Source organism: Bradyrhizobium sp. Ce-3 (genome assembly GCF_022835695.1).
Classification (GTDB): domain Bacteria; phylum Pseudomonadota; class Alphaproteobacteria; order Rhizobiales; family Xanthobacteraceae; genus Bradyrhizobium.
Genome location: NZ_BQUV01000001.1, coordinates 616,641 through 637,871 on the forward strand (window position 1 = coordinate 616,641; position 21,231 = coordinate 637,871).

A 21,231-nucleotide genomic window follows, 5' to 3' on the forward strand; every position below is an offset into this window, starting at 1 on the left:
GATACGCCTCGTAGGTGTTCAGCGAGTTGACGTTCCCGCTGAGCGAGATCGACGGACCGTCGTCGTGGAAGGTGACGTGGCTGCTGAGGTCGAGGTTCTGGGCGGCGCTGTCGCCGTCCTTGTCGGTGACGGTCGCCGTCAGCGTCACCAGACCGCCGGTCAGGCTGATGCCCTCACCGGTGTCCGGGCTGGAGGCGGTGTTCTCATGCACCGCGCGGTCCTGCGTCAGCGTCACACTGCCCGTTGCCGTGTTGACCGTCAGCGTAAACACCAGCCACGCGGCCTGGTTCTCATGACCGGTCACATAGCCGGAGATGGTGTTGCCGCTCTGGTCGAGCACGACGCCAAGACCGGAGGCACTGTCGATCAGATTGGTCGCGGTGCCATTGGCCGCGATGCTGAGCGCATAGGCCGTCGTCGCATTGTCGGCACCGGTTACGACGGTGAACGCGCCGGCAAAGCTTTCGGTATCGAGCGCATGCCCCTGGGTCGGCACCAGATCCGGCGTGGAGCCGTTGATGCCGGCATTGGTCGAGGCCGACAGATACGCCTCGTAGGTGTTCAGCGAGTTGACGTTCCCGCTGAGCGAGATCGACGGACCGTCGTCGTGGAAGGTGACGTGGCTGCTGAGGTCGAGGTTCTGGGCAGCGCTGTCGCCGTCCTTGTCGGTGACGGTTGCCGTCAGCGTCACCAGACCGCCGGTCAGGCTGATGCCCTCGCCGGTGTCCGGGCTCGACGCGGTGAGCTCGTGCACCGCACGGTCCTGCGTCAGCGTCACATTGCCCGTTGCCGGGTCGACCGTCAGCGTGAACACCAGCCACGCGGCCTGGTTCTCATGGCCGGTGACATAGCCGGAGACCGTGTTGCCGGTCTGGTCGAGCACCACGCCGAGACCGGAGGCACTGTCGATCAGATTGGTCGCAGTGCCGTTGGCCGCGATGCTCAGCGCATAGGCGGTCGTCGCATTGTCCGCACCGGTCACGACCGTGAACGCGCCGGCAAAGCCCTCGGTATCGAGCGCATGGCCCTGCGTCGGCACCGCATCCGGCGTCGAGCCGTTGATGCCGGCATTGGTCGAAGCCGACAAATAGGCCTCGTAGGTGTTCAGCGAGCCAACTCGTCCGCTCAGCGTGATCGACGGACCGTCGTCGTGGAACGTGACATGCGAGCTGAGGTCGAGGTTCTGGGCGGCACTGTCGCCATCCTTGTCGGTCACGGTCGCCGTCAATGTCACCAGACCGCCGGTCAGGCTGATGCCTTCGCCGGTGTCCGGGCTGGAGGCGGTGAGCTCGTGCACCGCACGGTCCTGCGTCAAGGTCACATTGCCCGTCGCCGGGTCGACCGTCAGCGTGAACACCAGCCAGGCCGCGTCATTCTCATGGCCGGTGACATAACCGGAGACCGTGTTGCCGGTCTGGTCGAGCACCACGCCGAGACCGGACGCACTGTCGATCAGGTTGGTCGCGGTGCCATTGGCCGCGATGCTCAGCGCATAGGCCGTGGTCGCATTGTCTGCGCCAGTCACCACGGTGAACGCGCCGGCAAAGCTCTCGGTATCGAGCGTGTGGCCCTGCGTCGGCACCGCATCCGGCGTCGAGCCGTTGATGCCGGCATTGGTCGAGGCCGACAGATACGCCTCGTAGGTGTTCAGCGAGCCAACTCGTCCGCTCAGCGAGATCGAGGGGCCGTCGTCATGGAACGTGACATGCGAGCTGAGGTCGAGGTTCTGGGCGGCGCTGTCGCCGTCCTTGTCCGTCACCGTCGCGGTCAGCGTCACCAGGCCGCCGGTCAGGCTGATGCCCTCGCCGGTGTCCGGGCTGGAGGCGGTGAGCTCATGTACCGCGCGGTCTTGCGTCAGCGTGACACTGCCCGTCGCCGGGTCGACCGTCAGCGTGAACACCAGCCACGCGGCCTGGTTCTCATGGCTGGTCACATAACCGGAGATGGTGTTGCCGCTCTGGTCGAGCACGACACCGAGACCGGAGGCGCTGTCGATCAGGTTGGTCGCGGTGCCATTGGCCGCGATGCTCAGCGCATAGGCTGTGGTCGCATTGTCGGCACCGGTCACAACGGTGAACGCACCGGCAAAGCTCTCGGTATCGAGCGTGTGGCCTTGCGTCGGCACGGCATCCGGCGTGGAGCCGTTGATGCCGGCATTGGTCGCGGCTGAAAGGTACGCCTCATAGGTGTTCAGCGAGTTGACGTTCCCGCTCAGCCCAATCGACGGACCATCATCATGGAACGTCACGTGGCTGCTGAGATCGAGGTTCTGGGCAGCACTGTCGCCGTCCTTGTCGGTCACGGTTGCGGTCAGCGTCACCAGACCGCCGGTCAGGCTGATGCCCTCACCGGTGTCCGGGCTCGACGCGGTGTTCTCATGCACCGCACGGTCCTGCGTCAACGTCACATCGCCGGTCGCAGTGTTGACCGTCAGCGTGAACACCAGCCATGCGGCCTGATTCTCATGACCAGTCACATAGCCGGAGATGGTGTTGCCGGTCTGGTCCAGCACCACGCCGAGACCGGAGGCGCTGTCGATCAAATTGGTCGCGGTGCCATTGGCTGCGATGCTGAGCGCATAGGCGGTCGTCGCGTTGTCGGCACCGGTCACGACGGTGAACGCGCCGGCAAAGCTCTCGGTGTCGAGCGTGTGACCCTGGGTCGGCACCAGATCCGGCGTCGAGCCGTTGATGCCCGCATTGGTCGCGGCCGACAGATAAGCCTCGTAGGTGTTCAGCGAGTTGACGTTCCCGCTGAGCGAGATCGACGGACCGTCGTCGTGGAACGTAACGTGCGTGCTGAGATCGAGATTCTGGGCGGCACTGTCGCCGTCCTTGTCGGTCACCGTTGCCGTCAGCGTCACCAGGCCGCCGGTCAGGCTGATGCCTTCACCGGTGTCCGGGCTCGAGGGGGTGAGCTCGTGCACTGCGCGGTCTTGCGTCAGAGTCACATCGCCGGTCGCGGTATTGACCGTCAGCGTGAACACCAGCCAGGCCGCATCATTCTCATGGCCGGTCACATAGCCGGAGACCGTGTTGCCGCTCTGGTCGAGCACGACGCCGAGACCGGAGGCACTGTCGATCAGGTTGGTGGCGGTGCCATTGGCTGCGATGCTGAGCGCATAGGCGGTCGTCGCATTGTCCGCACCGGTCACAACCGTGAACGCGCCGGCAAAGCTTTCGGTATCGAGCGCATGCCCCTGGGTCGGCACCGCGTCCGGCGTCGAGCCGTCGACACCCGCATTGGTCGCGGCCGAGAGGTACGCCTCATACGTGTTCAGCGAACCAACCCGTCCGCTCAACGCGATCGAGGGGCCGTCGTCATGGAACGTGACGTGCGTGCTGAGGTCGAGGTTCTGGCTGGCGCTGTCGCCGTCCTTGTCGGTCACCGTCGCCGTCAGCGTCACCAGGCCGCCGGTCAGGCTGATGCCCTCACCGGTATCCGGGCTGGAGGCGGTAAGCTCGTGGACTGCGCGATCCTGCGTCAGGGTCACATTGCCCGTCGCCGGGTCGACGGTCAGCGTGAACACCAGCCACGCCGCGTCATTCTCATGGCCGGTCACATGGCCGGACACCGTGTTGCCGCTCTGGTCGAGCACGACGCCGAGACCGGAGGCGCTGTCGATCAGATTGGTCGCGGTGCCGTTGGCTGCGATGCTCAGCGCATATGCCGTCGTTGCATTGTCGGCACCGGTCACGACCGTGAACGCACCGGCGAAGCTCTCGGTATCGAGCGTGTGACCCTGGGTCGGCACGGCATCCGGCGTGGAGCCGTCGACGCCCGCATTGGTCGCGGCCGAGAGATAGGCCTCGTAGGTGTTCAGCGAGTTGACGTTCCCGCTCAGCGAGATCGACGGACCGTCGTCATGGAAGGTGACGTGCGTGCTGAGGTCGAGGTTCTGGGCGGCGCTGTCGCCGTCCTTGTCGGTCACCGTCGCCGTCAGCGTCACCAGGCCGCCGGTCAGGCTGATGCCCTCACCGGTATCCGGGCTGGAGGCGGTAAGCTCGTGGACTGCGCGATCCTGCGTCAGGGTCACATTGCCCGTTGCCGGGTCAACGGTCAGCGTGAACACCAGCCACGCCGCGTCATTCTCATGGCCGGTGACATAACCGGAGACCGTGTTGCCGCTCTGGTCGAGCACGACACCGAGACCGGAGGCGCTGTCGATCAAATTGGTCGCGGTGCCATTGGCCGCGATGCTCAGCGCATAGGCGGTCGTTGCATTGTCGGCACCGGTCACGACCGTGAACGCACCGGCGAAGCTCTCGGTGTCGAGCGTGTGACCCTGGGTCGGCACGGCATCCGGCGTGGAGCCGTCGACGCCCGCATTGGTCGCGGCCGAGAGGTAGGCTTCATAGGTGTTCAGCGAGTTGACGTTCCCGCTCAGCGTGATCGAGGGGCCATCATCGTGGAAGGTGACATGCGTGCTGAGATCGAGATTCTGGGCGGCACTGTCGCCGTCCTTGTCGGTCACGGTTGCGGTCAGCGTCACCAGGCCGCCGGTCAGGCTGATGCCCTCGCCGGTGTCCGGGCTCGAGGGGGTGAGCTCGTGCACCGCGCGATCTTGCGTCAGAGTCACATCGCCGGTCGCGGTGTTGACCGTCAGCGTGAACACCAGCCACGCCGCGTCATTCTCATGGCCGGTCACGTAGCCGGAGATGGTGTTGCCGCTCTGGTCGAGCACGACGCCGAGGCCGGAGGCGCTGTCGATCAGATTGGTTGCGGTGCCATTGGCTGCGATGCTCAGCGTGTAGGCTGTCGTTGCATTGTCGGCACCGGTCACGACCGTGAACGCACCGGCAAAGCTCTCGGTGTCGAGCGCATGGCCTTGCGTCGGCACGGCATCCGGCGTCGAGCCGTCGACCCCCGCATTGGTCGCGGCCGACAGATAGGCCTCGTAGGTGTTCAGCGAGTTGACGTTCCCGCTCAGCGAGATCGACGGACCGTCGTCGTGGAACGTGACATGCGAGCTGAGGTCGAGGTTCTGGGCGGCACTGTCGCCGTCCTTGTCGGTGACGGTTGCGGTCAGCGTCACCAGGCCGCCGGTCAGGCTGATGCCCTCGCCGGTGTCCGGGCTCGAGGGGGTGAGCTCGTGCACCGCGCGATCTTGCGTCAGAGTCACATCGCCGGTCGCGGTGTTGACCGTCAGCGTGAACACCAGCCACGCCGCGTCATTCTCATGGCCGGTCACGTAGCCGGAGATGGTGTTGCCGCTCTGGTCGAGCACGACGCCGAGGCCGGAGGCGCTGTCGATCAGATTGGTTGCGGTGCCATTGGCTGCGATGCTGAGCGCATAGGCGGTCGTCGCATTGTCGGCACCGGTCACGACCGTGAACGCGCCGGCAAAGCTCTCGGTATCCAGCGTATGGCCCTGGGTCGGCACGGCGTCCGGCGTCGAGCCGTCGACGCCCGCGTTGGTCGCGGCCGAAAGGTAGGCCTCGTAGGTGTTGAGCGAGCCAAATTTGCCGGTCAGCGTGATCGACGGGCCGTCGTCATGGAACGTCACATGGCTGCTGAGGTCGAGGTTCTGGCTGGCGCTGTCACCATCCTTGTCGGTCACCGTTGCCGTCAGCGTCACCAGGCCGCCGGTCAGGCTGATGCCTTCGCCGGTGTCCGGGCTGGAGGCGGTGAGCTCGTGCACCGCGCGATCCTGCGTCAAGGTCACATTGCCCGTTGCCGGGTCGACCGTCAGCGTGAACACCAGCCACGCTGCCTGGTTCTCATGGCCGGTCACATAACCGGAGATCGTGTTGCCGCTCTGGTCGAGCACGACGCCGAGACCAGAGGCACTGTCGATCAGATTGGTCGCGGTGCCATTGGCTGCGATGCTCAGCGCATAGCTCAACGACTGCTGACCGTCAGCACCGCTCACCACCGTGAACGCACCGGCAAAGCTCTCGGTATCGAGCGTGTGGCCCTGCGTCGGCACGGCATCCGGCGTGGAGCCGTTGATGCCCGCGTTGGTTGCGGCCGACAGATACGCCTCAAAGGTGTTCAGCGAACCGACCGTCCCGCTCAGCGAGATCGAGGGACCATCGTCGTGGAACGTGACATGCGTGCTGAGGTCGAGGTTCTGGCTGGCGCTGTCACCGTCATTGTCGGTGACGGTCGCAGTCAGCGTCACCAGGCCACCGGTCAGGCTGATGCCCTCATGGGTGTCCGGGCTCGACGCGGTATTCTCGTGCACCGCGCGGTCCTGCGTCAGCGTCACGTCGCCGGTAGCGGTATTGACCGTCAGTGTGAACACCAGCCAGGCCGCCTGGCCCTCATGGCCGGTCACATAGCCGGAGATCGTGTTGCCGGTCTGGTCGAGCACGACGCCGAGGCCCGAGGCGCTGTCGATCAGATTGGTCGCGGTGCCGTTGCCCGCGATGCTCAGCGCATAAGCCGTGGTTGCGCCGTCGGCGCCGGTCACGACGGTGAATGCGCCGGCGAAGTTTTCCTTGTCCAGCGCATGACCCTGCGCCGGCGACGCATCCGGGGTCGAGCCGTTGATGCCGGCATTGGTCGCGGCCGAGAGATACGCCTCGAAGCTGTTCAGCGAGCTCGTCGTCCCGCTCAGCGAGATCGCGGGGCCGTCGTCGAGGAACGTCAGATGCGGTCCGACATCGGCGGTCGCGGTACCGGTCTGGTTGCTGTTGTCAGTCACCGTCGCCGTCAGCGTCACCATTCCGGCAGGCAGGTGCACGCCTTCGTTGATGTCGCCGCCCGCCTCGCCGGTGCCCTCATGCATCGAACGCAGATCGGTGAGCGTGATGTGGCCGGTCGCGTCCACGGAGATCGTGAAGTCAGCGAGGCCGTTCTGGCCGCCTTCCCGGCCGACGATTTGCCCGTTCTCCACGAACAGGAACACGTGATTGCCGGTCTGCGAGTCGATCAGACCGGTATCAACGCCTGGCGCGCTGATCGACAACGCGAAGGTCAGCGACTTCTCGCCTCCGGCCGCATTGATCGAGAACGGGATCAGCCCCGTCGCCACGGTCGAACCTGCGGGTCCGAGTCCCGAACCCGCGATGCCGTTGGTCGCTACGGTCAGGAAGCTCTCGTCCACCGCCAGATCCGGAGCGGCGCCCAGTGAGATCGTGGGCTTCGGAACATCTTGCGTCAGCACGAAGCCGGTCGGCAGCTGGATCTGGAAACCCGGCAGCTCTTCTTGTCCGGCCAAAGCGTTGGAGCCGACGGGACCGAGATCATCCACCGCAAACGGACTGAAATTCGCACCGCTCGCCTGCGCATTGCCGTTCGAGTTGCCGCCATTGTCGGCCGCGGGCAACACCGAGCCATCGGTGCTGATCGGGAACAGGCTTGCGAATTCCTGGACCGAGACGTCGCGGCCGGGCGCCATCTCGATCGTGATGTTGCTCTGCCCATCCGCGCGGGAGTCGAAGAACGGCTCAACCGTGACGGTCGACTGGTTGTCGAACAGGATGATCAGCTTTTCGCCGATATGAACCAGCGTGATCTTTTCATTGGCGATCGACGAAAAGTCGACCTTCACCTTCTGGTCGTATCCAAGATTGACGACCACCGCCTGATCGGTCAGCGGCTTGGTCAGCTTGTAAATTCGTACGGGGGCCGAGTTGGTGGAATTTCCGGTACCGGTCGCCTGCGCGACCTGAAACGTTCCCTGCATTATCGACTCCGCAAAAATGCGTTTAGAGGAAAAATTGTAGAAAAATTTAGTTTTAGGCTATTGTTAACCCTCCCCACGGTCAAGAAATGTATTTGGTTAATCAATGCTTTCGCTGCGAGTGTGGTAAAGATCGAACAGGTCGCAGCTGCAAGAACAACGGCTTAGCCGGATTGGCTTGGCCATGCGGCGGTCTGGCCGCCCGGTCCAATTTCATATTGCCGATGATTTGGAGTGCTCGATGCGGGTGATTCGTCAGGGATACGCCGCGGCCTTGTTCTTGAGCTCGATCGCCGCGGCATCCGCACAGGCACCAACGCCAACGCCGGTCCCGCAGCAGACCACGGTCGAACGCCAGGTTCGCGCCCTGGCCAACCGCGACACTCAAATCGGCATTTATCTCAATGTGTTACCCGACTGCACGTCGGGACCCTTGCCGACCATAAGGCTGGTCACCGCGCCGGCCGCCGGCAAGGTCGTGGTGAAATCTGCGAAGGCCAAGGCAACCAATTACAAGGCGTGCCTCGCGCTCGAGGTGCCGGCCTATGTCGCTTTCTACAAGGCACCGCCCGAATTTCTCGGCGACGACGCCCTGACCATCGAGGTCAAGTACCAGGGCGGCCGCACCGAAATTCAGAAGATCACGGTCAAGGTCAGCGGGCCCGGCGGCGCGCAGAAGATCTGACGGCGCGCAGGGCCGAACGCCGCCTCAGAGCGGCTCGCCGTCGGCGGTTTCCTGGTCCACGTCACGCGAGACCTCCGTCGGCGCGGCAGCCGGCTGGCCGAGCGCAGCCCTGTCCTCATGGCAATCGCTGATGCGGCGGGCGACCACCCGATCCATTCTCGGCGCCTGGCCGTGGACTTCGTTGACCTCGGTATAGGCCTCGTCGCTCAGCACCGTAATGACGGTGCTGACCGGCCCCATATAGTCGCACCGGTTGGAGAAGACGTATCTGTTGCTGATCTTCTCCGGCCGTGAAGAATGGCAGTTTCCGATCGAAGGCGATGAGAATGTCGCCTTCATCGCCTGGGTCGGGTCGACGCAGCGCGTCATCTCGCGCTCAAGCAGCTTCTGCCGCCCGTTCGAGGGCGACACCAACTCCAGCGTCCGCACGAAACGCCACATGCCCTTCCGGAAGGTCGGCCCGCTGAAGCTCTCCTCCGCCGCGGCGCGCTGCGACGCAAGCAAGGACACGGAAAGCGCGATCGCGGCGCCAAGCACGCAGGCGCAGAGCTTCGACTGCCCGAAGTCCTCACGCGATACCATGTCTTGAATCCCTATCGGCCGCACGATGCGCTTCGCGTGACTTCGCTTGAAGCGCGCCCACCTGACGTCATTTCAGAACACTTCGCGTTAAGGTCAGGTAAAAACTCGGCCTTTTGGTTGCGACTCTCAACGGTCGAAGACGCCCCAAGGCGAACCAAGGCGAACCAAAAGGCGAAGCAGCGGCCGCCAAGGCACGGCCTCGGCACGCCGATCCCGGGCCCAGGTCCCTCCGATTTCAGCTAGTGCTGAAAGCGCGCCGCCGCCGACCTTTCAGGACTGGCCGCCGCGCCATCGTCGCAATCGCCGATCCTCGTTGCGACGACCATGTCAGTCCGCGGATGCTCGCCGGTGCTGACCTCGTTCAGCTCGGTATAGGCCTCGTCGCTGCGCACGGTGATCACGGTACTGACCGTGCCCATGTAATCGCAGCGGTGCCCGAAAGTGTACTGATTGCCGATTTTTTCCGGCTTGTCCGAGACGCAGCCTCCGACCGGATCGGGCGAGAAGGTCGCCTTCATCGCGAATGTCGGGTCGACGCAGCGCGTCGTCTCGGCATTCATCACCCGGTACTTGAAATTCTTGTTCGCGGTCTTGACGACGTCGAGCGTTCGGATGAAGCGCCACAAGCCCTTGCGGAAGCTCGGACCAGAGAACGATTGATCGCCCTGCGCGGTTTGAGCCGCGGTCCGGCCGTTCGGCGATTGAGGAGATGGCGTCTGCGCCTGAGCCGTCAGCGCCAACGTCGAGACCATCGTGATGGTCAGTAGCGAACCGGCGATTGCACCACGGAAGTTCATTCCCACCCCCGATGTTCGCGCAATCTCCGTTCGGGATGCGATCCGGTCAGGCGCTGAAGCAGTCTCTTTGAAAACGACTCAATTACCTCCCACCACTTGCAGGCCAATTGTGGCCAGTAAAGGCACGTTGTCGCAGCCGGACAGTCTTCCGCTCAATTCCGTTCCACTGCAGCAAACCTGCAACACCCAGCGCCCGAACCCTGTGCCGACCTCCGTCGCAGGTTTGACGTTGGAGGCTTTTTTTGCTCATTTAGCGTGAGATATTTCTTCTCAATTACTTAGCCTATCGCTGGACGAGGGGGCACTGATGCGTATTCGAATTGGCTACATGGTCGCGGGCATTCTGGCTTTGGGCGCAACGCTGTCGGGCAATTCCGCTCCGGCGGCGGCCGCGGATCTCGGCTTGATCACCAAGGCACCGGTCGGCACCTGCACCGAGATCGTCTTCACCTGCGAGAATGGCCATCACTATCCGCTGTGCCCGCGCGCCGTGTCGGTCGAGGGCGAAGTGGTCACGGCCTCGCTGCTCACCGGCCATGGCGGCATCCACGTGCGGCACGTTCCAATGGGCGTCGGCTATCGCTATGCCGGCCGCGGCGTCTGGCTCGATGGATTCCGGGAAAACGCGCTGCTCAACTTCGGCAAGCACCAGCAGGTCGCCTGCACCATCGCGCACTCCTAAGGTACGCGTGCGCTGCGAGCGCTCCGATTGGAGTGACGCAGCGCACTTCAAGCCGCGAAGTTGCTCATCACCCCTTGGTGCGGAGCACGACGCGCGACGAGCGCGAGAACATATAGGCCTTCGGATAGACGTAGACCGGGCAGTGGTCCTGCCACTGGTACAGCTGCCAATTCCATTTCCAGCAGCCGGACTCTATCTGAGGCTCCTGCACGTAATCCAACCGGTATGGCGGATCGCCAAACGGATAGTCGCCGCATCGTGCTGCCGTTGACGACAGAACGACGATTGAAGCGGCCGCGGCAATGATCACGGAAAATGACTTGCTCATAACGCCCCTCGATCGAATGACGTGATGGCGCAAGAGTGCCAAATCCGCCGGCCCTTATCAAGGTGCCGTCCGCCCGCACCGCGTGGGCAGCGACCATTCTAGACGGCGCGATTCTGCGTCGGCGAACGGCCGCCGCCATCGGCAACCAGCACAGCCCCCGTCACGAACGACGCCTCGTCGGAGGCCAGGAATAGGCAGCACGCCGCGATCTCGGCGGGTTCGGCCATCCGTCCCAAGGCGATCCGTCGTTCGACGCTGCGAAACTCGGTGTCGGGCGTGGTGCCATTCTGGTCCGCGAGCAATTGCATTTCATAGGCGCTCATCGGCGTCCGCACCCAGCCGGGCGCGACGGCGTTGGCGCGAATCCCGTCAGCACCGTGCGCATAGGCCAGCGAGCGCGTATAGGCGACCACGGCCGCCTTGCTGGCGGCGTAACTTGCGCTGTCCGGGCTGGCATTGAAGGCGGCAACGGAGGCGACGTTGACGATCGCGCCGCCGCGCTGCCGCAGCAGCGGCAGCGCCGCGCGGCAGACCCGCATGGTCCCCGTGAGATTGACATCGAGCGTCCTGGCCCAGACCTCGTCGGAGATGCTGGCGGGCTGATCCGGCACGATCAGGCCGGCGGCGTTGACGACGATGTCGAGCCACGCGCCGCAGGCGGTGACGGCCTTGGCGATGTCGTCCGGACGGGTGACATCGCCATGGACCGCCTGACCGCCGCACGCCGCCGCTGCGGCGTGAAGCTCGGCGTCACCGAGGCCGAACAGCACGACGCGCGCGCCGCTCAATGCGAGCAACGCCGCCGTGGCCCGGCCGATCCCGGTGGCAGCGCCGGTCACCAGCGCCGTCTTGCCGTCCAGCCGCGGCATCAGGGCATGATCCGGAAAAGTGGAAACCGGTTTTCCGAAACGATCATGCTAGGCTCCCCACTGCCGTTCGACGGCAAATCCAGTCTCCGGCAAGGTCGAGCCGCCGTCGACGACGATGGTCTGCCCGGTGACGTATTTGGCCTCGGTCGAAGCGAGATAGAGCATCGCGCAGGCGATGTCGTCGGCGCTCCCCATGTGCCCCATCGGAATGAAGCGTTCGAGCTTGGCCTTGTTCTCCGGCGCGCTCATGGTGCCGCGACCCGGCTTCTCGATGAAGCCGGCCTCGACGCCATTGACCGTGATGCCGTCGCGCGCCAGCTCGAATGCGGCGCCGCGGATGAACGCGTTGACGCCGGCCTTCGCCGCCGAGTAATGCGCGCCGCCGCCCATCGCGACGCGCGCCGACACCGACGATGTCACGAGGATGCGCCCGAAGCTGGCGGCACGCATGTGCGGAATCGCGGCTTGCGCAAGCCAGATGCTGGCATTGAGATTCAGCGCCAGCGTGTCGTCGAGCCTGGCTTCATCGAGCTCTTCGAGCGACGCCCACGGACATCCGCCGGCATTGTGCACGACGATATCGAGTCGGCCATGTTGAACGGCGACACCGTCGACCATTGCACGCAAGCTGCTACGGTCCAGCCTGTCGAACGGAACGCAGTGCGCCGTCCGGCCATCGGCTGCCAGTTCGCGCGCCAGCGCCTCGGCCAAGTCGAGCGTCCGGTTGGCAATCACCACGGTCGCGCCGGCTTGCGCGAGGCGCGTCACGATGGCGGCACCGATCCCCCTGCCCCCGCCGGTGACGATGGCAACCCTGCCGTCGAGATTGAACGGACGCGGTTGCATCAGACTACTCCCGCGCCGCGCAGCAGATCGATGAACAGCGCGAACACCGCGGTGTGCCTGTCGACGTCGCGCGCCGAGGTCGCCGGACACATCAGCAGCATGGTGTGGAATGGGGTCACCAGGATGCCCTCGTTCATGTAGAACGCATGCAGCAAGGTCTCGAGATCGGGTTGCCGTCCCGCGATGACGTCGGCGCCGCTCCGCGGCGGGTGTGGCATGAACATGATCTCGGCGCGCGCGCCGATCTGGGTGACGTGCCAGGGCAGACCGGCCGCCGCGATCAGCCGGCGGGCCTCCTGCGCAAGCCAGGTCGCCGTTCCGATCATCCGCTCGTAATTGGCAGAGGTCAGAACCTTCTCCAGCACGGCGCGCATGGTCGCGACCGTCAGCGCATTGCCGGCCAGCGTGCCGCCGAAGCCGAGATGCGCGGACTGCCGCTGTCGCGGATTGACGTGAGGCACGAGCTTCCAGAGCCGTTCGGCGATCTCCTCGCTGAGGCCGAACAGGCCGGTGGGAATACCGCCCGCGATCGCCTTGCCGGCAACGAAGATGTCGGGCTCAAGCCCGTGGCTCTCGGTGTAACCGCCCGGTCCGCACGACAGCGTATGCGTCTCGTCGATGATGAGCACCGTGCCGGTGCGGCGGGTCAGTTCGCGGAGCGCTTGGTGAAAACCCGGATCGACCGGGATCATGCCGAAATTGGTCATCAGCGGCTCTGTCAGCACGCATGCGACGTCGCCCTGCACCAGCGCCGCCTCGAGCGTCGCGACATCGTTGAACTCGACCACCCGGCTCACCGCGTCATGATCGATGCCGTTGGGATGGATCATGTTGCGCAGGCCGACGCGACCGTCGCGGATCTCGACATGCGCCTCCTCGACGCCGCCATGGTAACAGCCGGAGAACACCAGCACCTTGCGGCGGCCGGTGATCATGCGCGAGATCCGGATCGCGGCGCGGTTGGCGTCGGTCGCCGACGTCGTCAGCGTCCAGTATTTCGGACCGAAGCGGCGCGATAGCTCAGCGCCGACCCAGAGGCTGTCTTCGGTCGGCAGCATCATGGTCGCGCCACGCTTAAGCTGCGCCAGCGCGGCCTCCGTCACCGCTTCGGGCGCGTGACCGCACATGCCGCCGGTGTCGCCGAGGCAGAAATCGATGTAGTCGCGGCCGTCGATATCCCTGATATGCGCGCCCTGAGCCTCCTCGACATAAACCGGGAAGCCGCCGGCCCAGCGCCGCATCCAGTGCGACGGGCCGCCATAGAGATAGTGCTGCCGGCCCTCCTGCCAGGCCGCCGCCGAGCGGGGGTGCAATACCTGGAAGCGTTCCTGCTCGGCGTCGAGCAATCGGTTCAGAATGCCGGAGCGTTGGGCGGTTGCAGTCGTCATAGCGCGATCCAGGCGGTCTTGAGGTCGGTATAGGCGTCGAGCGCGTGCAGCGACTTGTCGCGTCCGAAACCGGATTGCTTGAAGCCGCCGAGCGGCACCGTGATGTCGGCGCCGCCATAGGCGTTGACGTGCACGACCCCGGCCCTGATGGCGCGCACCATGCGATGCGCCGTCGAGAGGCTTCCGGTCCACACTGCGGACGCAAGTCCATAGGGCGTCGCGTTGGCAAGCGTGACGGCATCGTCCTCGCCGTCGAACCGCTTGACCGACAGCACCGGGCCGAACACCTCCTCGCGCCAGACTTCCATCTCTGGCGTCACCTCGGCGAGGATCGCCGGCGCCATGAAGTTGCCGCCGCTCTCGACCCGGATCTGCTCGCCGCCGACCAGCCGCGTCGCGCCCTGCGCTTCGGCGCGGGCAACGGCATCCAGGTTCTTGCGCAGCTGCGCCTTGCTCGATATGGCGCCGATATCCGAGGTCAGGTCGAGGGGATCGCCGACACGGAGCCTGGCGGTGGCCTCAAGCAGCTCGGCCATGAAGCGATCGTAGACCTTCGACTGCACCAACAGCCGCGAGCCGGCCACGCAGACCTGGCCCGAATTCCGGAAGATGCCGTTGGCCGAGACCTTGGCCGCATGTTTGATGTCGGGCACATTGGCGAACACGATGTTGGGCGACTTGCCGCCCAGCTCGAGATGCACGCGCTTCAGGTTCGACCGCGCCGAGCCTTCCAGCAGCCGCCGGCCAACCGCACCCGAGCCGGTGAAGGCCAGCACATCGACGTCCATATGCAGCGCAAGCGCCTCGCCGGCCGATGCGCCGCGGCCGGTGACGACGTTGAGCACGCCGTCCGGAAGGCCTGCCTCGGTCGCAAGCTCGGCCAGCCGCAGCAACGTCAGCGACGCCAGCTCCGGCGGCTTGACCACGACCGAGTTCCCGGCGGCAAGCGCCGGACCGATCTTCCACGCCCCGATCATCAGCGGAAAATTCCACGGCACGATCACGCCGACGACGCCGAGCGGCTCGCGATGCACCAGCCCGAGCACGTCAGCCGAGGTCGGCGCAATCTCGCCATACACCTTGTCGATCGCCTCGGCGTAGTAGCGGATGGTAGCGGCCGCCGACAGCGGTTCGGCCTTGTAGGCCATGCCGATCTCGGTGCCGTTGTCGCGGACGCCGAGCACCGCGATCTCGAGCGCGCGCTGCTCGATCAGGTCGGCGAACCGCAGCAGCACCTTCTTGCGCTGCGCCGGCGCCGCGCGCGACCAGCTGCCCCGCTCGAAGGCCTGCCGCGCCTGTTTCACCGCGAGGTCGATATCGGCAGCATCACCGTCGGCGATGGTGGTCAACAGCGTGCCGTCGATCGGCGACTCGACATCGAGCCGCGCCTCGCTGACGGCTTGTGCCAGCCGGCCGCCGATGAAGAGCTGCTGGGCCGGAACTGCGGCCGAGCGGTACAGATCGATCTGGGCTTGCTGCATGCGAGATCTTGATGACGGTGACAAAGTGGCTCCCGAGCGGGAATGCCAGCATGACGCAATCCTCGCCAAATCAAGGCCTTGGCAGCAATCAACCGATAGGTGGATGTCACCGCGGCCAGCACGCCCATAGCGTGATCCGCACGATGGCCGAGCGCTCCGCCTGCGCTACGCAAACCGGTTGTCACCATCCCTTACGCCTGCCGGCGAGCCGAAGGTCATGCCTGAAATCACGCAGCCCCGCATTCTTCTGATTGGCACTGGAGACACCAAGGCCGACGAACTGCTGTTCATGAGCGCGTGCATCGCGCGCGCCGGCGGTAGCACCATCATGATGGACATCAGCGTGCTCGGCGAGCCACCATACCAGGTGGCGCACGACAAGCACGCGGTGGCGGCCGCCGCGTACACCACGATCGAAGCGATTGCATCGAGCGGCGACGAGAATTCCGCGATGTCGCTGATGGCAATCGGCGCCGCAAATCTGGCGCGCGAGCTTGCGGCGCGCGATGCCATCGACGGCGTGATCGCGATCGGCGGCACCATGGGAACCGACCTTGCGCTCGACGTCGCGCAGGCGCTGCCGCTCGGCCTGCCGAAACTGATCGTCTCGACCGTCGCGTTTTCACACCTGATCCCGCCCGAGCGCGTCGCCGCCGATCTGATGATGATCCTGTGGGCCGGCGGCCTGTACGGCCTCAACGGCACCTGCACCGCCGTGCTGTCGCAAGCCTGCGGCGCGATCGTCGGCGCGGCGAGGAGCGCCATCAGGCCGAGCCAGGACCGGCCGGTCGTTGCGATCACCTCGCTCGGCAAGAGCTGCCTGCGCTACATGGTGGAGCTGAAGCCGCAGCTCGAGCGGCGCGGCTACGAGGTCGTTGTGTTCCACACCACCGGCATGGGCGGCCGTGCGATGGAATCGATCGCGGCGCAAGGCGGCTTTGCCGCGGTGCTCGATCTCTCCTTGCAGGAGGTCGCCAATCAGCTCACCGGCTCGGTGGTCAATTCCGGCGCCGACCGGCTGGAGAATGCCGGCAGAGCGGGTATTCCGCAGATCGTCGCCCCGGGCGCGATCGACATGGTCGACTTCCCGGCCTGGCTCGGGGTTCCGAAGGAACTGTCGGATCGGCCGTTCCACGCCCACAACCGATTGCTCGCGTCAGCCACATCAGGCTCCGACGATCGCCGCCGCATCGCGCGTGCGATTGCGGAGAAGCTGGCCGGCGCCAGCGCACCGGTGGCTTTCGTGCTGCCTGCCGGCGGCATCCAGCAATGGGACCGCGAAGGCGAAGCCCTGCACGATCCCGATGCCCTCGCCGCCTTCGTCGACGCGATGCGGTCGGCGATCCAGCCACCGGTCGAGCTGCACGAGATCAAGGATCATATCAACAGCGCGGCATTCAATGAGACGGTGCTCGGCATCTTCGACCGCTGGGTCGCGGCCGGCATCGTTCGCCCCGGCCGCACGACGGCTGCCGCATGACACGGCCGCGCGCCAAGGCACTGGTGCTCGACTTCGGCGGCGTGATCTCGAAGACGCTGTTCGAGACCCATGACTTGACCGAGCGCGCGCTTGGGCTCGCACCTTGTACGCTGAAATGGCTCGGGCCGTTCGCGCCCGACAGCGATCCGCTGTGGACGTCGATGCAACGCGGCGAGATTTCCGAACGCGACTACTGGCTGACCCGCAGCCGCGAGGTCGGGCGCATGGTCGGCGAGGACTGGCACGACATGGAGACCTTCGTGAAACGCGCGCGCGGCGCCGACCCCGACACCGTGATCCGTCCCGAGGCCGTCCGCGCGATCACCCTCGCCGCCGATGCCGGGTTCCGGCTTGCGGTCCTCTCGAACGAGCTCGACCTATTCTACGGCGAAGATTTCCGCACCCGCCTTGCCATCCTGAAGCGCTTCGAGACCATCGTCGACGCCACCCATACCGGGATCCTGAAACCTGATCCTCGCGCCTATCAAAGCGTGCTGGACGAACTGGCATTGGAGGCAGAGGATTGCGTCTTCGTCGACGACCAGCGCCGCAACATCGCAGGCGCCGCCGCGTGCAACATGCGCACCGTGCTGTTCGACGTGCGCAGCCCGGCCGCGTCCTACGGCGAGGCGCTGCGGCATTTCGGGCTGCAATTCGACTAAAGCGTTTTCGAGCGAAGTGGGTACCGGTTCGCGTGAAGAAAACGCGTTAAAACTAGAATCCGGAGTTCCGTTCCGATTTCATTGGAACGTAAAGGCTCCAGCCGGAGAGCGATCATGCGCGACAGAAACTTCCTGGTTGAGAACAACGCCAAGCCGATCTGGCACCCAATGGCGCATCCCGCCGAGATGCGGGCGCAGCCGCCGCGGATCGTGATGAAGGGCGAAGGCGTCCACGTCACCGACATCGACGGCAAGACCGTGATCGATGCGGTCGGCGGGCTGTGGAACGTCAACCTCGGCTACAGCTGCGATCCGATCAAGCAGGCGATATCAGACCAGCTCAGAGCCCTGCCGTATTATTCAGGTTTCCGCGGCACCTCGAACGGTCCCTCGATCGAGCTCGCCTATGAGCTCACCGAATGGTTCAAGCCGGAGGGCATGGTGCGCGCCTTCTTCACCTCGGGCGGATCGGATTCGGTCGAGACCGCGCTGCGGCTGGCGCGGCAATACTGGAAGATCAAGGGCCAGGCGGACCGTACCAAGTTCCTGGCGCTGAAGAAGGGCTATCACGGCACCCATTTCGGCGGCGCCTCCGTCAACGGCAACGCCAATTTCCGCCGCAACTATGAGCCGATGCTGCCGGGCGTGTTCCACATCCCGGCGCCGTCGACCTATCGCAACCCCTTCAACGAAACCGATCCCGCAAAGCTCGCGCAGCTCTGCGCGGCGGCGATGGAGGAAGAGATCGCGTTCCAGGGCGCCGACACCATCGCCGCCTTCATCATGGAGCCGGTGCTAGGTGCCGGTGGCGTGATCGTGCCGCCGGACAGCTTCATGAAGCTCGTGCGCGAGATCTGCGATCGGCACGGCATCCTGATGATCGCGGACGAGGTCGTCACCGGCTTCGGACGCACCGGCGCCTGGTCGGGCTCGCGGCTGTGGGGCGTGAAGCCCGACATGATGACGATAGCGAAAGCGATCACCTCGGGCTATTTCCCGCTCGGCGCGACGCTGATCGGCGAGCAGGTCGCCGAAGCCTTCGAGGCTGACACCACCACGTTCGGCTCGATCGGCCATGGCTACACCTATTCGGGCCATCCGGTCGGCTGCGCCGCGGGCCTTGCCGCGCTCGCCGAGACCCGCCGCCTCAAGCTCGATGAGAATGCCGCCGCGCGCGGCAAGGACCTCGCGCAGGCGTTGGCCGCGCTCATGGCGAAGCATCCGCTGGTCGGCGACGTCAGGGGCAAGGGCCTGATGGCCGCACTCGAGCTGGTCGCCGACCGCGACAGCAAGAAGCCCGCGGACAAGAAGACGATGGCGAAGGTCGCGGATGCCGCCTACGAGGCCGGCGTGATGCTGCGCGTCTCCGGCAACAATCTGATCCTGTCGCCGCCGCTGATCCTCACCTCACTGGACGTGAAGGCGATTGCCGAAGGGATCGACGCCGGGCTCTCAGCGGCTGCCTGACAGCGCACTCACGCAGGCCATGGCGCGCTCGAACACCGCGCCATCGGCCTGGTCGCGGTCGAGGCAATCGGCCAGTGATGCCGCCGACATGGTCTGGACCGTGCAGAAGATCCGCATGAAGTCGGCCGCGAGCGCGACCTTACGCGGCGCGGACTGGCGCTCCCAGTCACTGCTGCTCAGATAGAGCAAGGACGCATCGTCCGCGCGGCTTTCGGCCGCAGCGCAGAGCGCGGCCGGCGCTGTCGCCAGCAAGGCCATCAGCGCACCGGCAACTGCCCCAACGCGATGTGCGCCGGTCCTCATTTGGTGTCCCTGGCGTTCACCATCGGCGGCACGTCGAGCGCGGGATTGCGATCGAAGAAGTTGAACGGGCGCAGCCGGAAGCCATGCCACAGGCCGGGCATGACCGGCCAGTCCTCGGCGCGCGGCACGTGGCGGAAGCCGACCGTGTACCACAGCACGAGGTCGCGATCCTCGATCGGCCGCTTCGCCGCGGTCCATTTCGGCAAGCCATCGACCTCGGCGTTTCCATTCGGATACATGCCGGCGGCATATCTCTCGTCCCTGGCGTAGGCCGAGCTCCACAGCGTGTAGGCGCTGAAGCCGGCACGCAGCTGGATCGGATCGTCCGTGGCGAGCAGCGAGACGTCTGAGTGTCCAGGCATCACCTGATAGCTGGTGCGGTAGCCCTGCTTATTAGTCTTGCCGTTACTCTCGACCCTGAACTGCGCCGCATTCAACGGCGTCGTGATCGGCCCTTCGGTGGCGACCGGCTTTGTCTCGACCTGCCAGAGGCTCTTGCGCTGGCCCTGCTCCAGCCGGCGGACATTGAAGCGGTCCTCGACCAGCCGGTTGCCTGTGCCGTCGACATCCATGTCGATCCGGAACGTCATGTAGTGATCGTGATTGACCGCAAGCAGCCGTTCGTCGACCAGCGTTCCATAAGCCGTGTCCTGCGCCGCCGTCGGGTCGCTCAGGGTCTTGCTCGCGACGCCCTTGGTGGCGTCGATGCCGTAGGCGCCGAGCCGCACATCGATGTCGCCGGCCCGGTCGAACACGTAGTCGACCAGATAGTCGTAATTGCCGACCACCGGCGCCATCCGCACCACCAGCTCATTGTTCGGCCGCACCTCGGCGGTGTTGTTGAGCAGTTCGCTGTGGCGCCAGATCGGATCGCCGGTCGGGCGCTCGAAGATGCAGACCGCGCCCTTGGAGACGACTGGATTTCCCTTGGTATCGGAGATCGTCAGATCGAGATAATGCGCGCCTTCGGGACAATCCACGCCACGCTGCAATTCGCTGGACAGCACGCCGAAGCCGTATTCGCCGATATCCATATAGGCGCGAAACGACCAGGTCGGCGAAGGGTCCATATAGGGCACGAACATCTCGCTCGCCGATATCTGATAGGCGATATCGCGCAACGTGCCATGGTCGTCGTAGCGGATCAGCGACAGCACCGCGCCGACGCGCGGTTCGAGCCGGACGTGGAACGACCAATTGTCCCAGCGCACCTGGCCGCCCTCCACCTTGACGTTGCTGCCTTCCGGTGCGGTGATTTCAATCGGCTTCGGCGGCTTGCGGTATTGTCCGGAATCGGCGTAGGCGTGCGAAGGGGTCTGCGGCGGCGGCGGCACCACGCCGAGATCGGTCACCGACAGCACCGTCTTGCTCTTGAGATCGACCTGGGCGAACAGGTTCTCGATCGGCTTGCCCCAGAGATTGTTGGCGGCGCCCGTGGTGTCGACGCAGGGCACGTTCAGCAGGCGGCGCCCTTTCATCGCAGGATCGGTCACCGGACCGACCGTCAGCGGCAGGCACAGCACGTTCTTGAAATCGGTGATGCCGCGCTTGGCCATCGCCGCAATCCAGCGCGGGTCCTGCTTCGGCAGATCGCCGGCCGACATCAGTTCGTCGATGGTCAGCGCGGCCTCGTGATCCCTGATCTCGTCCCAGCCGACGAGACTGCGCGCGGCGAGATCGATATGCGCCTCATAGAGGTGCCCGCCGCTCAAGAGCGTCGCGTTCGCCCGTCGCGTGAACGGTTGTCCGGGCCTCCACGCCCGCACCTCGTCCTTGGGATCCTCGTCGACCGTCATCGAGACGACCCGCGCCGCATCGTCGAGCTTGCCGGCGCCACGGAGAATATCGGAGACCGAACGGATCTCGTCCGTCGTCAGACCGTCCATCGGGTGCATCGCGGCCGCCTGCGGCCACATCCTGCGCTCGGCCTGCGCCGGCGGCACTGCCAGTGTCGCCGCGACCAGGCCAGCCAATGCCCATCCGCCATGCCGAAATACCAGAGCCATCACGCCCTCCACTCAAAGCCGGAAC

The 21,231-nt window shown here is 65.3% G+C and carries 15 protein-coding genes; 5 read left to right on the forward strand and 10 right to left on the reverse strand.

Annotated elements, in window-relative coordinates; genetic code table 11:
• A partial coding sequence (locus tag BRSPCE3_RS02985; RefSeq protein WP_244064173.1) for a DUF5801 repeats-in-toxin domain-containing protein occupies nucleotides 1-7,633 on the reverse strand: 7,633 nt, incomplete at its 3' end.
• 238 nt (nucleotides 7,634-7,871) lie between these two features.
• On the opposite strand from BRSPCE3_RS02985, the gene BRSPCE3_RS02990 reads away from it, so the two are divergent.
• The gene (locus BRSPCE3_RS02990) at nucleotides 7,872-8,315 is read left to right on the forward strand and encodes a hypothetical protein (protein WP_244064174.1); all 444 of its coding nucleotides are present in this window, start codon (nucleotides 7,872-7,874) and stop codon (nucleotides 8,313-8,315) included.
• 24 nt (nucleotides 8,316-8,339) lie between these two features.
• Here BRSPCE3_RS02990 and BRSPCE3_RS02995 read toward each other — a convergent pair whose 3' ends face one another.
• Nucleotides 8,340-8,897, reverse strand: a complete 558-nt coding sequence (locus tag BRSPCE3_RS02995; RefSeq protein WP_244064175.1) for a hypothetical protein — start codon at nucleotides 8,895-8,897, stop codon at nucleotides 8,340-8,342.
• Between the two features lie 239 nt (nucleotides 8,898-9,136).
• Nucleotides 9,137-9,694, reverse strand: coding sequence for a hypothetical protein (locus BRSPCE3_RS03000; RefSeq protein ID WP_244064176.1), 558 nt, complete (start codon nucleotides 9,692-9,694; stop codon nucleotides 9,137-9,139).
• A 307-nt stretch (nucleotides 9,695-10,001) separates the two neighbouring features.
• Here BRSPCE3_RS03000 and BRSPCE3_RS03005 point away from each other — a divergent pair, with 307 nt between their 5' ends.
• The gene (locus BRSPCE3_RS03005; protein ID WP_244064177.1) at nucleotides 10,002-10,376 is read left to right on the forward strand and encodes a hypothetical protein; all 375 of its coding nucleotides are present in this window, start codon (nucleotides 10,002-10,004) and stop codon (nucleotides 10,374-10,376) included.
• 67 nt (nucleotides 10,377-10,443) lie between these two features.
• Here BRSPCE3_RS03005 and BRSPCE3_RS03010 read toward each other — a convergent pair whose 3' ends face one another.
• The 5 genes from BRSPCE3_RS03010 to BRSPCE3_RS03030 all read right to left on the reverse strand — a co-directional run bounded on the left by BRSPCE3_RS03010 (nucleotide 10,444) and on the right by BRSPCE3_RS03030 (nucleotide 15,288).
• Complete coding sequence (locus BRSPCE3_RS03010) at nucleotides 10,444-10,704, reverse strand: hypothetical protein (protein WP_244064178.1); 261 nt, start codon at nucleotides 10,702-10,704, stop codon at nucleotides 10,444-10,446.
• 98 nt (nucleotides 10,705-10,802) lie between these two features.
• Complete coding sequence (locus BRSPCE3_RS03015; RefSeq protein WP_244064179.1) at nucleotides 10,803-11,573, reverse strand: SDR family NAD(P)-dependent oxidoreductase; 771 nt, start codon at nucleotides 11,571-11,573, stop codon at nucleotides 10,803-10,805.
• Nucleotides 11,574-11,621: 48 nt separating this feature from the next.
• Nucleotides 11,622-12,419 carry an SDR family oxidoreductase gene (locus BRSPCE3_RS03020; RefSeq protein ID WP_244064180.1) on the reverse strand — a complete coding sequence of 266 codons (798 nt, stop codon included), beginning with the start codon at nucleotides 12,417-12,419 and terminating at the stop codon, nucleotides 11,622-11,624.
• Nucleotides 12,419-13,807, reverse strand: coding sequence for a transaminase (locus tag BRSPCE3_RS03025; protein ID WP_244064181.1), 1,389 nt, complete (start codon nucleotides 13,805-13,807; stop codon nucleotides 12,419-12,421). Before BRSPCE3_RS03025 ends, BRSPCE3_RS03020 begins: the two co-directional genes overlap by 1 nt.
• Nucleotides 13,804-15,288, reverse strand: coding sequence for an aldehyde dehydrogenase (locus tag BRSPCE3_RS03030; RefSeq protein ID WP_244064182.1), 1,485 nt, complete (start codon nucleotides 15,286-15,288; stop codon nucleotides 13,804-13,806). Before BRSPCE3_RS03030 ends, BRSPCE3_RS03025 begins: the two co-directional genes overlap by 4 nt.
• A 217-nt stretch (nucleotides 15,289-15,505) precedes the next feature.
• Between BRSPCE3_RS03030 and BRSPCE3_RS03035 the strand changes: the two genes are divergently transcribed.
• The 3 genes from BRSPCE3_RS03035 (at nucleotide 15,506) to BRSPCE3_RS03045 (ending at nucleotide 18,897) form a co-directional block, all read left to right on the forward strand.
• Nucleotides 15,506-16,768: a Tm-1-like ATP-binding domain-containing protein gene (locus BRSPCE3_RS03035; protein WP_244064183.1), complete on the forward strand. Its 1,263-nt coding sequence runs from the start codon at nucleotides 15,506-15,508 to the stop codon at nucleotides 16,766-16,768.
• Complete coding sequence (locus BRSPCE3_RS03040; RefSeq protein WP_244064184.1) at nucleotides 16,765-17,430, forward strand: HAD family hydrolase; 666 nt, start codon at nucleotides 16,765-16,767, stop codon at nucleotides 17,428-17,430. Before BRSPCE3_RS03035 ends, BRSPCE3_RS03040 begins: the two co-directional genes overlap by 4 nt.
• 114 nt (nucleotides 17,431-17,544) lie before the next feature.
• The gene (locus BRSPCE3_RS03045) at nucleotides 17,545-18,897 is read left to right on the forward strand and encodes an aminotransferase class III-fold pyridoxal phosphate-dependent enzyme (protein WP_244064185.1); all 1,353 of its coding nucleotides are present in this window, start codon (nucleotides 17,545-17,547) and stop codon (nucleotides 18,895-18,897) included.
• Here BRSPCE3_RS03045 and BRSPCE3_RS03050 read toward each other — a convergent pair.
• Both BRSPCE3_RS03050 and BRSPCE3_RS03055 read right to left on the reverse strand, forming a co-directional pair.
• Nucleotides 18,883-19,200 carry a hypothetical protein gene (locus BRSPCE3_RS03050; RefSeq protein WP_244064186.1) on the reverse strand — a complete coding sequence of 106 codons (318 nt, stop codon included), beginning with the start codon at nucleotides 19,198-19,200 and terminating at the stop codon, nucleotides 18,883-18,885. The genes BRSPCE3_RS03045 and BRSPCE3_RS03050 overlap by 15 nt on opposite strands.
• Entirely contained in the window at nucleotides 19,197-21,206 is a 2,010-nt protein-coding gene (locus BRSPCE3_RS03055; protein ID WP_244064187.1) for a tyramine oxidase, read from the reverse strand. The genes BRSPCE3_RS03050 and BRSPCE3_RS03055 overlap by 4 nt, the downstream gene beginning before the upstream one ends.
• Nucleotides 21,207-21,231: the final 25 nt, after the last annotated feature.